Origin of the sequence: Bradyrhizobium sp. CW1 (assembly GCF_023100665.1) — a bacterium.
In the GTDB taxonomy this organism is placed as follows: domain Bacteria; phylum Pseudomonadota; class Alphaproteobacteria; order Rhizobiales; family Xanthobacteraceae; genus Bradyrhizobium; species Bradyrhizobium canariense_D.
Genome location: NZ_CP064684.1, coordinates 2,808,848 through 2,821,154, shown reverse-complemented (window position 1 = coordinate 2,821,154; position 12,307 = coordinate 2,808,848). Strand labels below are relative to the sequence as shown.

Sequence of the window (12,307 nt, the reverse complement as noted above, 5' to 3'; positions counted from 1 at the left end):
GCACCATGAACGCCGCCTCCTATGTCATCCCGCTTCCGACCCAGGCTTCGCTTCCCGTCGTCGGGGAAAGCGGCCGTTATCCCGTGCGCCGCATCTGGTGCGTTGGCCGCAACTATCTCGAGCACATCCGCGAGATGGGCAATGACGAGCGCGCCCCGCCGTTCTTCTTCGCCAAGCACGCCGACATGCTGGTGCCGGACGGCGCCACCATTCCCTATCCGCCGCTGACCAAGGATCTTCATCACGAGGTCGAACTGATCGTCGCAATGAAGAGCGGCGGCCTCAACATTTCCGCCGAGAAGGCGCTCGACCATGTCTACGGCTATGCCGTCGGCATCGATTTGACCCGCCGCGACCTGCAGATCGCCTCGCGCAAGAAGGAGCGTCCGTGGGAGGTCGGCAAGTCGTTCGACTATTCGGCGCCTTGCTCCGCGGTGCAGCCGGCATCGAAGATCGGCCATCCCGCCAAGGGCAAGATCTGGCTCACGGTCAACGGCAAGGAGGCGCAGAAGGGCGACCTCACCGAGCTGATCTGGAATGTGCCCGAGATCATCTGGCAGCTCTCGCAGCAGGTGAAGCTCGCCGCCGGCGACATCATCATGACGGGCACGCCGGCCGGCGTGTCGCAGCTCCAGCCGGGCGACAAGCTCGAATGCGGCGTCGACGGCGTCGGTACGCTGAAGGTGAGCATCGGTCAGCCGGAATAAGGCTGAGCTCGAGATCACGGGACTGCAAAGCCCCGGGCATCGCGTCCGGGGCTTTTTTACGGATTCAAGTTCGTCGCTCGTACGCCCCCGCCGCGTTGATGTCCTTTCCGGTGTAATCGGTCATCATCGCGGTCGCGACCAGCGTCACGACCGCGCAAATCGCGATGTAGACCGCGATCGCGGTCGCCGAGTGGAACGTGCCGTACAGCCAGGTGGCGATCAGCGGTGCAGGGCCGCCGGCGATCACGGATGCGAGCTGATAGCCGAGCGAGGAGCCGCTGTAGCGCAGGCGTCCGGTGAAGCTCTCGGCGATCAAGGCGGCTTGCGGTCCATACTGCATGTCGTGCGGAATCAGCGACAGGATGATCGCGAGGAAGATGATGGTCAGCGACCCCGTATTCAGCATGGCGAAATAGACGAAGCCGAAGATGCCCGTCACAGCAGCGCCGAGCATATACATGTTCTTGCGGCCGATCTGATCGGAGATATGTCCGCACAGCGGGATCGACACGAACGACAGCACCGAGGCCGAGAGCACCGCGGTCAGCAGGAAGTCGCGCGATACGTGCAGGGTGCCGATGCCATAGGAGAACACGAAGGCCGTGAAGATGTAGAACGGCGCCTGCTCCGACATGCGCGCAAAGGCAGACAGTAGAATCTCCTTCGGGTATTCTCGGATCACCGTGAGCATCGGCGTGCGATCGAGCTGGCGTTCGGCCACGAGCTTGGAGAACACCGGGGTTTCGAGAATGCCGAGCCTGATATAGAGGCCCACGCCGACCAGGATGATGCTGAGCGCGAAGGGAATACGCCAGCCCCATGCCAGGAACTGATCACCCGCCATCTGGCTGAACACCAGCACGGCAAGATTGGCGAGGAAAAGCCCGCAGGGCACACCGAACTGCGGCCATGATGCGATCAATCCACGGGATCGGTCGTTGCGCGCCCATTCCATCGACATCAGTACCGAGCCGCCCCACTCACCGCCGACGCCGACGCCCTGAATGAACCGCAGCACGGTCAGAATCACGGCGCCCCAAATACCGATGCTCGCATAGGTCGGTACCACCGCCACCGCGGCGGTCGCCAGTCCCATCAAGAGCAACGTCGCGATCAGCGTGGATTTACGTCCGATGCGGTCGCCATAATGGCCAAAGATTGCCGCGCCGACGGGCCGCGCGGCGAATCCGACCGCGTAGATCGCAAACGCCTCCAGCGTGCCGACCCAGGGATCGGAGTGAGGAAAGAAGAGCTTTGCGAAAACCAGACCCGTGACGGTGCTGTAAAGAAAGAAGTCATACCACTCGATCGCGGTCCCGATTGTGGAGGCGATCACGGCGCGGCGAAGCTGGCGCTGATGCTCGGGGGCAGTAAGTCGGGTGGCGTCGAGATCAAGTGTTGCCATGGGAGCGCATCCTCAGATAGGCCCCCGCTTGCGTGTTTTCACCTGTTGTTGTTGCCGAAAAACGACGTTGGGTTCCAAGGGTTCCAACCGACGTGAAATGGGAGGCTAAAACTTTAGTCGGTCGATAAGCCCCGCGAGGGGGGCACTACCAAGCCTTCACCGGCCGATTGGCGTGGCTTGTCTGCGGCACACCGCGATTGAGCGACATGTGCGAATGCACGCAGAGCCAGCTATCGCCATGTCTTGAAAACACCATCGTGGCCCGGCCGGGGCGTGGAAACGCGCTGCCGTCGGGATGATAGCCCGTGCTCGTCCACGGCACGATCACTGTCGCCATTGTGCCATCGGACGATGCCAGGATCGAGGCCTGGTCGATGACGAAACGGAAGTCGGACGTCTTCGGCCAGACGTTGTCCCATTGCGTGGTGACCCATTGGTCGAGGCCGGGAATGACGTCGTTGTGCGTGCCGAACGCCAGCACATCCGGATGGAAGAGCGGCCGCGCCGAAGCATAGTCGACCTCGCGGACATAGCCCGCGAAGGTCTCCAGCCAGTGGCGAAAGAACTGCGTGATCTCGGTATTCGCGGTCGGCAAAGACACCATCGTCTGCTCCATGTTCGCAACTCAATCGCCGCAATCTTTGTTGCCATGAGGCGAACCGTCCAGCAAGATATGTGGAGAGCACCGGTGGAGATCGATCGACCAGCCGGGCCGATTTCATGGAGCCAGACTCATGAGACGCCTTCTCTTGCTTGCAGCCACGCTTATCGTCTCGTGCAACGTTGCCAGCGCGCAGGCCGTTCAGCCCTATGCCGGTCTTGAGCATCGCCCCATCAAGGCGCTGTCGCAGCAGCAGATCGACGATCTGCGAGCCGGACGTGGCATGGGCCTGGCGCTTGCCGCCGAACTCAATGGATATCCCGGCCCGAGCCATGTTCTCGAGTTCGGCGATCGACTTGATTTGACTGCGGATCAGCGCATCCGGGTTCAGCGCCTCTTCGATGCCATGAAGCAAGAGGCGGTCCCGCTAGGTAACAAGCTGGTCGAGCAGGAAACGGAGTTGGACCGCTTCTTCTCCGCCCGCGTCGTGACATCGGAGTCACTCAAGGCGGCCCTCGGGGCCATTTCGGAAACCCAGGCACTGCTCCGCGAAAGCCACCTCAAATACCATCTATCGACAACTGCCTTGCTCGATCAGAGCCAAATGCAGCGATACGCGGAGCTGCGCGGTTACCAACGCCCTGATGGCTCCGAAGAACACAAGCACCGTCACTAAAGGCGATCACCGCAATGCCGACAGCACGATGAGACCGAGGATCACCGCCGTCAGCGAATATTTGAGCGTGTAGTAGACGTTGCGATTCCATTCCTTGACCTTGCGGCTCGCAAGATGGATCTCGTACAGCTTGCCGAACACCTTGTTGAGCAGGCCGACGCTCTCGCCGTCGACGTTCTGGGTTGCAGAGGCCTTGACGATGTGGTGACTGACCCAACGGTTGATCGGCGGTCATGAAGCCGTATTTCATCGGACGCTCGACGTCGCAGAACAGGATGATGCGGTTGACGTCGGTGGCATTCTCCGCACTGTGGATGAAGGTCTCGTCGAACATAAAGGCCTCGCCGTCGCGCCAGACGCATTCGATGCCGTCGACCAGGATGCGGCACTTGTTCGAGCTCGGCGTGACAAGACCGAGGTGGTAGCGCAGCGAACCGGCGAAGGGATCGCGGTGGGCGCCGAGCTTGCCGCCCGGCGGCAGCATCGCAAACATCGCACCATGCACGCTCGGAATGGAGTTGAGCAGCTCCACCGTCTTCGGGCACAGCGTGCGCGCCGAAGGCAGGAAGTCATCGTACCATTTCAGGTAAAAGCGTTTCCAGCCGCTCTTGAAGAACGAATAGAAGCCCCAATCGTTGTTCTTCGCCGCCGCGCGAATGAAGCCTTCGTCGAACAGGCGAACGGCCTCGTCGCGAATGGTCTCCCAATTTTCGCTGAGGGCTTTCAGCTCCGGAAACTGCTCCACCGGGATCACCGGCCTGTTCGGCACCGCCGAGGCCGCGTACATCAACACATTGTAGGGCGCGAGATAGGTGGAGTGGTCCCCGAGTTGGCGCGCTAAGCGCAGCCGCTGCTTGCCGCGGAAATGAACGTAGATCGTCGATGCCGCCAGCACATAGAGAATGACGAGTTGCGGCGCAAAAAGCTGTTTTAACATCTCCCCCGTTCCCCGGTGATTCAACCGGGGACGTGATCTATCCCGACGCGGCCCGAGCGGCAAGATATTCGCCGGTGGGTTGCAATCACGCTCCGGAGATCAGGGCTGGGAACTTGAGGCCGAACCGAGCCGAATCAGGCCCGTGACAGGGCCTGGAGGCCCTTGAAGGTCAGGCGCTTGGGGTCGGTGACGCCGGCAAGATACAGGCGGCGGATGAACGCGATGACGGCGTCGCGATCGCAATCGGTCAACGCGACGACGGCGTCGACCGCGATTCTCTGGGCTTCCATTGGGCTCACCTCGGCCTTGCAAGTAACCCCGGCCGAGACAGGCTAGGACTCCGCGGTTAATCCGGCGTTAACCGTTCGGGCAACATGGCCGATTCACCCGACCCGCCGTATACGCAAAACAACGCATTGCCCGTGCGCGCAGCGGCTCACCGGGCAGTGATGCCGTTCTTGAGCCGAGCAAACTGCTTCTTCAGCCGCGGCACCGCAAAGTCCGTGAAGGTCCGCACCTTCGGCACCGAGAGCCGGCCCTGCGGGCAGATCAAATGCGCGGGCATCTCGGGATCCTCGTGGCCGGCCAGGACGATCTCGAGTTCGCCGCGCGCGACCTGCTCACCTACCTGGTACGAATACATTCGCGCCACACCGCGGCCGGCGACGGTCGAGGCCACCGCCGCATAGGTGCTGTTGACGACGAGCCGCGGCGTGAACTGCACCGTGCGGGCGGCTGACGACCCCGCCTGCGGTGCAAAGGTCCAGGAATTGGGAAGGTGCGCCATCGCGACGATCTGGTGCTTGGCGAGGTCGCCGGGCTCGGTAATGCGCGGATGCTGCTTCAGATAGCGCGGTGATGCTACCACGACGCGGCTGATCTCACCGACCCGCATTGCGACCATTGCCGAATCCGCGAGATGACCGATGCGAAGCGCGACGTCGACCCCCTCCTCGATCAGATTGACCGCGCGATCGAACAGCAGGAGTTTTGCCGAGACGGTCGGATAGGCGTCGAGAAACGCATCGAGGATCGGCCGCAGCACCATCTCACCCGACACCACAGGCGCAGTGATCGTGAGCAGGCCGCGGGGGGCCGTGCGCGGCCCGGCCGCGATGTCGTCGGCCTCCTCCAACTCGGTGAGCACGCGGCGACAGACCGCGACATAGCGCTCGCCCTCCTCGCTCAGCTTGATGGAGCGTGTGGTCCGGTGCAGCAGCTCGGCACCGACCCGCTGCTCCAGGAAAGCAATGGCGCGGCTGACCGCCGCCGGCGAACGGCCGAGCTTGCGGCCCGCGGCCGCGAGGCTGCCCTCGTCCACCGCAAGGACAAACACCTTCATCGCATCCAGACGATCCATAGGTTTCCCGCCAGCCCATCGAGGTCAGACTGGAAGCTAGGCGTTCGCTCCTGCCGCGACAACCACCGCAGGGAGCCCGCCCGGCATTCGTTCGCGCCGCGAAAGAGTGTCTGCCGGACAGCGCGTATTCGCAGCCGGCCCGCTGCGGCGTACCTCATCGACTAAGCCAGCCGCTGCTGGCGCAGGTTCTGAAAGCCAACAACAGGAGCCCATCATGGGTATCGAACAGAAGGTTGCCATCATCACCGGTGCTTCGCAGGGCATCGGTGCCGCCCTGGTCCAGGGTTTCCGCGATCGCAACTATCGCGTCGTCGCGACGGCGCGCTCCATTAAGCCGTCGGGCGATGAAGATGTCCTCACCATTGCCGGCGACATCGCCGACCGGAAGACCGCCGAGCGCGTGGTCTCGCAAGCCGTCGCCCGCTTCGGCCGCGTCGACACTCTGGTCAACAACGCCGGTATCTTCGTCGCAAAGCCGTTCACGCAGTATACGGCGGAGGACTATGCAGCGGTGATGGGCACCAACGTCGCTGGTTTCTTCCACGTCACGCAGCTTGGCATCGCCGAGATGGAAAAGCAGAGGTCCGGCCACGTCGTCCAGATCACGACGACGCTGGTCGACCAGGCCAATTCGAACGTGCCCTCGGTGCTGGCCTCGCTGAGCAAGGGTGGGTTGAGCGCCGCGACGAAGTCACTGGCGATCGAATATGCCAAGCGTGGTATCCGCGTGAACGCGGTGTCGCCCGGCATCATCAAGTCGCCGATGCATCCCATCGCGACGCACGCCCAGCTCGATGCGCTGCATCCCGTCGGCCATATGGGCGAGATGTCCGACATCGTCGATGCCGTGCTCTATCTCGAGGGCGCCTCCTTCGTCACCGGCGAAATCCTGCATGTCGACGGCGGCCAGAGCGCCGGCCACTGAACGCTAGCGCCTTCGCGCACGAGGACGATATGACAGACGCAGATGCCAAGCAGCAAGTCCACCCCCGATCGCATCAGCGGTCGGGTTCGACATCACAGACTTGCTCACAGCACACCTGGCGATATGCGGTAGCAGGATTGTCCGCATCGCTGGTCGGGCTTGGCCTCGCGCGCTTTTCCTACACGCCGCTAATCCCGGCCCTGATCGCCGCAAAATGGTTCGACCCGTCCGACGTCGTCTATCTCGGTGCAGCGAACCTAGTCGGCTATCTTGCCGGCGCGCTCGCGGCGCGGACCGTGGCCGCGCGCATCGGCGCCGTTCGCGGCTTGCGGGCGATGATGTTGCTCGCGACCCTCTCCTTTTTTGCCAGCTCGACCCCGGTGTCGTTCACCTGGTTCTTCGCCTGGCGCTTCCTGTCGGGGCTCACCGGCGGAATCATCATGGTACTGGCGGCCTCCGTCATTCTGCCTCATATCTCGGCGGCGAGGCGCGGCATCGTCGGCGGCGTGATCTTTGCGGGCGTCGGGCTCGGTGTCGCCGCATCCGGCACGCTGGTGCCGCTGTTGCTGCAGCAAGGCTTGCAACAGAGTTGGTATGGTCTTGGCGTGCTCGCGGGCACGCTCACGCTGGTGAGCTGGTGGAACTGGCCCGCTGAGGCCAAGGCCAATACCGTGTCATCGCAGCGGGCGAAGCACGCTTCGCCCGCTGCTCGCGGCTTGCTCCTCCAATACGGCCTCAACGCGGTGGCGCTGGTGCCGCACATGGTCTTCATCGTCGATTTCGTCGCGCGCGGCCTCGGCCAGGGTATTGTTGCGGGATCGCACTACTGGGTGCTCTATGGCCTTGGCGCAATCGTCGGCCCGCTGGTCACCGGTCATCTCGGGGACCGCGCTGGGTTTGGACCGGCGCTGCGCGCCGCCTTCCTGATCGAAGCGGCCGCCGTGTTGCTCCCGACCGTCAGTACCGCGCCTCTCCCGCTAATCGTATCGAGCGTGGTGGTCGGCGGCTTCACACCTGGCATCGTACCGCTCGTGCTCGGACGCATCCATGAGCTGGTCCCACATTCTGCCGAGCAGCAGCGCACGACATGGAGCCATGCCACGACCAGCTTTGCGCTGTTCCAGGCGGCCGCGGCCTACGGCTTCTCCTGGATCTACGCACAGACCGGCGGCGATTATCTCGTCTTGTTCGCGCTGGGCGGCGGCGCCGTGGTGCTCGCACTCGCAATTGATCTCGCCCTGCCGCTTGCCACGCGCAAGGCTTAGAACGCCGCGGTCGTCGCGATCAGGAATATTGCATCACGCCGTCGTCGATCCGGCCGAACCGCAAGGACACGATGTCGAGCGCGTAGTTTTGGTAGAGCCGCCACGGCCGCTTCGAGCCTTGCTTTGGCATCTTTGCGACCGAGCGCTGCACATAACCCGAGGTGAAATCGAGCGACGGCTGCGCCGTGATCGTGGGATCGTCATTATGTGGCATGCACTGCCGGAAATTGCGCCGGTCCATGTAGTTGATGAGCCGACAGACATATTCGCAGGTGAGGTCGCATTTCAGCGTCCATGATGCGTTGGTGTAGCCGAACGCAGAAGCCATGTTGGGCACGTCGGCATACATCATGCCCTTGTAGGTCAGCGTGTTGGCGAAATCCGCGGCGCGGCCGTCGACACTGATGTCAAGACCGCCGACGACCTGGAGCACCAGTCCCGTCGCGGTCACGATGATGTCCGCCGCAAGCTCGCTGCCGTCCTTCAGGCGGATACCATCGTGCGTGAACGTGTCGATCTCTTTGGTGACTACGGAGGCGCGCTGCTCGCGGATCGCCTTGAACAGGTCGCCATCCGGCACGAGGCAGAGCCGCTGGTCCCACGGATTGTAGCGCGGCGTGAAATGGGTCGCGACGTCGTAGTCGGGGCCGAGCGCCATCTGCACGCCCTTGAGAACCAGCTCCTTCACCTTCGCAGGGCGGCGCCGACTGAGCTGGAAGAAGAACATCCCCCACATCACGTTGCGCCAGCGGATCAGGTGATAGGCAAGCCGCGTCGGCAGATTGCGCCGCAATTTGTTGGCGACGGGATCCTGTGCAGGGCGCGACACCACATAGGTCGGCGAGCGCTGCAGCATGGTGACCTGCGCGGCCGTCTTGGCGAGCTCCGGCACCAGCGTCACCGCGGTCGCGCCCGAGCCAATCACGACGACGCGCTTGCCCGCGCAGTCGATGTCGTCGGTCCATTTCTGCGGATGCACGATGCGGCCGGCGAAATCCGCGAACCCCGGAAACTCCGGCGTGTAGCCCGCCTCGTATTTGTAATAGCCCGAGCACATGAACAGGAAATTGCAGGTGAAGCGCACGGTTTGTGCCACGCCCTCGCCGGTGATGCGCTCGGCCTCGACGGTCCAGCGCGCTTCACTCGTCGACCACGCCGCACGCTTGACCCGATGGTGAAAGCGAATGTGCTTCTCGATGCCGTTCTCGGCTGCGGTTTCGCGAACGTAGCTGAGAATTTGCGCGCCGTCGGCGATCGCCTTCGGATCGGTCCAGGGCTTGAAGGAATAGCCGAGCGTGAACATGTCGCTGTCGGAGCGGACGCCGGGATAGCGAAACAGGTCCCAGGTGCCGCCGATACAGTCGCGTCCCTCAAGGATGACGTAGCTCTTGGTCGGACATTTGGTCTGAAGATGATAGCCCGCGCCGATCCCGGACAGGCCGGCACCGACGATCAGCACGTCGAAATGGTCTTGAGCCATTGTTTCCTCTGCCAAGGATTGTCTGACCGGGATCATTGCTCGTCAACTGGCAATCGGCCTGACACGACCTCGAGGAGACGCGTGCGTCACGCTCAAGACAATAAAGCCCCGGATCGCTCCGGGGCTTTGCGTCGAAAATAGATACGATCAGCGGATCAGTAGCGGTAATGGTCCGACTTGTACGGACCTTCCTGCTTGACGCCGATGTAGTCGGCCTGGTCCTTGCGCAGCTCGGTGAGCTTGACGCCGATCTTGGCGAGGTGCAGGCGCGCGACCTTTTCGTCGAGCGACTTCGGCAGCACGTAGACTTCCTTCTTGTACTTGCCGTCCTTGTTGTTGGCGAAAAGCTCGATCTGCGCCAACGTCTGGTTGGTGAAGGAGGCCGACATCACGAAGGACGGATGGCCCATCGCGTTGCCGAGGTTCACGAGGCGCCCCTCCGACAGCATGATGATGCGATGCTTGTCGGGAAATTCGATCTCGTCGACCTGCGGCTTGATGTTGGTCCATTTCAGGTTACGCAGACCCGCGATCTGGATCTCGTTGTCGAAGTGACCGATGTTGCAGACGATGGCGCGATCCTTCATCGCGCGCATGTGCTCGATCGTGATGATGTCCTTGTTGCCGGTCGCGGTGACGAAGATGTCGGCGCGGGGCGCGGCGTCTTCCATGGTCACGACTTCATAGCCTTCCATCGCCGCCTGCAGCGCGCAGATCGGATCGACCTCGGAGACCATGACGCGGCAGCCGGCCTGGCGCAGCGAGGCGGCCGAACCCTTGCCGACGTCGCCGAAGCCCGCAACCATCGCGACCTTGCCGGACATCATCACGTCGGTGCCGCGGCGGATGCCGTCGACCAGCGATTCACGGCAGCCGTAGAGATTGTCGAACTTCGACTTGGTGACGCTGTCGTTGACGTTGATGGCCGGCCATAGCAGCGTGCCGGCCTTCTGCATGTCATAGAGACGATGCACGCCCGTGGTGGTTTCTTCGGAAACGCCCTTGATGCTCTTGGCGATCTCGGCGAAGTAGCCCTTCGGCTTCTCCTTGAGCTGCTTCTTCAGAAGCGCGAAGAAGACTTCCTCTTCTTCCGAACCCGGCTTGTCCAGGAACTTGGTGTCGCCGTTCTCGGCGCGCAGGCCGAGATGGACGTACATGGTGGCGTCGCCGCCGTCGTCGAGGATCATGTTCGGGTGACCGCCGCCGTGCCAGTCGAACAGCTTGGCGGTGTAGTCCCAGTACTCGGTAAGGCTCTCACCCTTGACGGCGAATACCGGAATGCCGGCGGCTGCGATCGCCGCCGCGGCGTGGTCCTGCGTCGAATAGATGTTGCAGGAGACCCAGCGGATGTCGGCGCCGAGCGCGGCCAGCGTCTCGATCAGCACGCCGGTCTGGATCGTCATGTGCAGCGAGCCGGCGATGCGCGCGCCCTTCAGCGGCTGCTTCGGACCATATTCTTCGCGGGTGGCCATCAGGCCGGGCATCTCGGTCTCGGCGAGCGAGAGCTCCTTGCGGCCGAAATCGGCGAGCGAAATGTCCTTGACGATGTAATCGGTGAAGCCGGGCTTCGCGTTCATTGCGGGCGTCCTGTTGTTGAATTGGTCATCCCGGGTCACCCTGGAGGGCGAGCCCGGAATCTCGATGCGATCGATTAGGAATTCCGGGTTCGCCGCTGGCGCGGCGCCCCGAAATGTCGTCGGTGATCAGACCGCGCGCTTGAGCGCTTCGACGAGATCGGTCTTCTCCCAGGAGAAGCCGCCCTCGTTGTCGGGAGTACGGCCGAAATGGCCATAGGCGGAGGTGCGCGCGTAGATCGGGCGGTTGAGATCGAGATGGCTGCGGATGCCACGCGGGGTGAGATCCATCGCCTTGGCTGCGGCCTTCTCGAGCTGATCCTCCGACACCTTACCGGTGCCGTGGGTGTCGATGTAGATCGACAGCGGACGCGCCACGCCGATGGCGTAGGCGAGCTGCAGCGTGCAGCGGTCGGCAAGACCGGCCGCGACGATGTTCTTGGCGACATAGCGGGCAGCGTAAGCCGCGGAGCGGTCGACCTTGGTCGGATCCTTGCCGGAGAACGCGCCGCCACCGTGCGGAGCCGCGCCACCATAGGTGTCGACGATGATCTTGCGGCCGGTCAGGCCGGAATCGCCGTCGGGACCGCCGATGTAGAACTTGCCGGTCGGGTTGATGTGCCAGATGGTCTTCGCCGTGATCCAGTCCTTCGGCAGCGCCTCGCGCACATAGGGCTCGACGATGTCGCGAATTTGCTTGGACGAGATGTCCTCGATCAGATGCTGGTGCGACACCACGATCTCGCGCACGCCGACCGGCTTGCCGTTCTCGTACTGCACGGTGACCTGGCTCTTGGAGTCCGGGCCCAGCACCTTCTCGCGGCCGGAGTGGCGCGCTTCCGAGATGAGGCGCAGGATCTTGTGGGCGTAAAAGATCGGCGCCGGCATCAGATCCGGCGTCTCGTTAGTGGCATAGCCGAACATAATGCCCTGGTCGCCCGCGCCCTCTTCCTTGACTTCGCCCGGCTGCAGCGCATCGACGCCCTGCGCGATGTCGGCCGACTGCGGATGCAGCAGGATCTCGATGTCCGCCTTCTCCCAGTGGAAACCTTCCTGCTCGTAGCCGATGTCCTTGATCGCGGCGCGCACGACGCCTTCGATCTGCTCATTGGTGACGGATGCAGGACCGCGGGTCTCACCGGCGATCACGACCTTGTTCGTGGTCGCGAGCGTTTCGCAGGCGGCACGAATTTGCCAGGGATCGATGCCGGCTTTCGGTCCTTCGCGGTAGAACAGATCGACGATCTCGTCGGAGATCCGGTCGCACACCTTGTCCGGATGGCCTTCGGACACGGACTCGCTGGTGAAGAGATAGGACGCGCGCATCAGTAACCCCTTGTTCCGCCGCTAGCTGGCGGGCGTTGCGATATTAGCTTT

Annotated in this window: 11 protein-coding genes and 1 pseudogene; 4 read left to right on the top strand and 8 right to left on the bottom strand. The window is 63.0% G+C overall.

Features of this window, described 5'->3' with window-relative positions; translation table 11 throughout:
• Positions 1 to 5: 5 nt before the first annotated feature.
• The gene (locus IVB54_RS13650; RefSeq protein WP_247455143.1) at positions 6 to 707 is read left to right on the top strand and encodes a fumarylacetoacetate hydrolase family protein; all 702 of its coding nucleotides are present in this window, start codon (positions 6 to 8) and stop codon (positions 705 to 707) included.
• A gap of 64 nt (positions 708 to 771) precedes the next feature.
• On the opposite strand, the gene IVB54_RS13645 is transcribed toward IVB54_RS13650, so the two are convergent.
• On the bottom strand, positions 772 to 2,112 hold the full coding sequence (locus IVB54_RS13645) for an MFS transporter (RefSeq protein WP_247455145.1): 1,341 nt from the start codon (positions 2,110 to 2,112) through the stop codon (positions 772 to 774).
• A 145-nt stretch (positions 2,113 to 2,257) separates the two neighbouring features.
• Positions 2,258 to 2,716 (bottom strand): nuclear transport factor 2 family protein, encoded by a 459-nt coding sequence (locus IVB54_RS13640; RefSeq protein WP_247455146.1) that lies wholly within the window; start codon positions 2,714 to 2,716, stop codon positions 2,258 to 2,260.
• 130 nt (positions 2,717 to 2,846) lie between these two features.
• Between IVB54_RS13640 and IVB54_RS13635 the strand changes: the two genes are divergently transcribed.
• The gene (locus IVB54_RS13635) at positions 2,847 to 3,389 is read left to right on the top strand and encodes a hypothetical protein (RefSeq protein WP_247442479.1); all 543 of its coding nucleotides are present in this window, start codon (positions 2,847 to 2,849) and stop codon (positions 3,387 to 3,389) included.
• A 6-nt stretch (positions 3,390 to 3,395) separates the two neighbouring features.
• On the opposite strand, the pseudogene IVB54_RS13630 reads toward IVB54_RS13635, so the two are convergent.
• From IVB54_RS13630 to IVB54_RS13620, 3 genes and pseudogenes are all read right to left on the bottom strand, one after another.
• Positions 3,396 to 4,326: pseudogene (locus tag IVB54_RS13630) on the bottom strand (aspartyl/asparaginyl beta-hydroxylase domain-containing protein).
• A gap of 134 nt (positions 4,327 to 4,460) precedes the next feature.
• Positions 4,461 to 4,616: a hypothetical protein gene (locus tag IVB54_RS13625; protein WP_007612486.1), complete on the bottom strand. Its 156-nt coding sequence runs from the start codon at positions 4,614 to 4,616 to the stop codon at positions 4,461 to 4,463.
• A gap of 146 nt (positions 4,617 to 4,762) precedes the next feature.
• On the bottom strand, positions 4,763 to 5,686 hold the full coding sequence (locus IVB54_RS13620) for a LysR family transcriptional regulator (RefSeq protein WP_247297099.1): 924 nt from the start codon (positions 5,684 to 5,686) through the stop codon (positions 4,763 to 4,765).
• Positions 5,687 to 5,900: 214 nt separating this feature from the next.
• Here IVB54_RS13620 and IVB54_RS13615 point away from each other — a divergent pair, with 214 nt between their 5' ends.
• Both IVB54_RS13615 and IVB54_RS13610 read left to right on the top strand, forming a co-directional pair.
• On the top strand, positions 5,901 to 6,611 hold the full coding sequence (locus IVB54_RS13615; RefSeq protein ID WP_204511795.1) for an SDR family NAD(P)-dependent oxidoreductase: 711 nt from the start codon (positions 5,901 to 5,903) through the stop codon (positions 6,609 to 6,611).
• 29 nt (positions 6,612 to 6,640) lie between these two features.
• Positions 6,641 to 7,876, top strand: coding sequence for a YbfB/YjiJ family MFS transporter (locus IVB54_RS13610; RefSeq protein ID WP_247455149.1), 1,236 nt, complete (start codon positions 6,641 to 6,643; stop codon positions 7,874 to 7,876).
• A gap of 19 nt (positions 7,877 to 7,895) precedes the next feature.
• Here the strand turns inward: IVB54_RS13610 and IVB54_RS13605 are convergent, their stop codons facing one another.
• The 3 genes from IVB54_RS13605 to metK form a co-directional block, all read right to left on the bottom strand.
• Positions 7,896 to 9,356 (bottom strand): NAD(P)/FAD-dependent oxidoreductase, encoded by a 1,461-nt coding sequence (locus IVB54_RS13605; RefSeq protein ID WP_247442476.1) that lies wholly within the window; start codon positions 9,354 to 9,356, stop codon positions 7,896 to 7,898.
• Positions 9,357 to 9,511: 155 nt separating this feature from the next.
• The gene (ahcY, locus tag IVB54_RS13600) at positions 9,512 to 10,933 is read right to left on the bottom strand and encodes an adenosylhomocysteinase (protein WP_007601979.1); all 1,422 of its coding nucleotides are present in this window, start codon (positions 10,931 to 10,933) and stop codon (positions 9,512 to 9,514) included.
• A gap of 126 nt (positions 10,934 to 11,059) precedes the next feature.
• The gene (gene metK, locus IVB54_RS13595; RefSeq protein WP_018457295.1) at positions 11,060 to 12,256 is read right to left on the bottom strand and encodes a methionine adenosyltransferase; all 1,197 of its coding nucleotides are present in this window, start codon (positions 12,254 to 12,256) and stop codon (positions 11,060 to 11,062) included.
• Positions 12,257 to 12,307 lie beyond the last annotated feature (51 nt).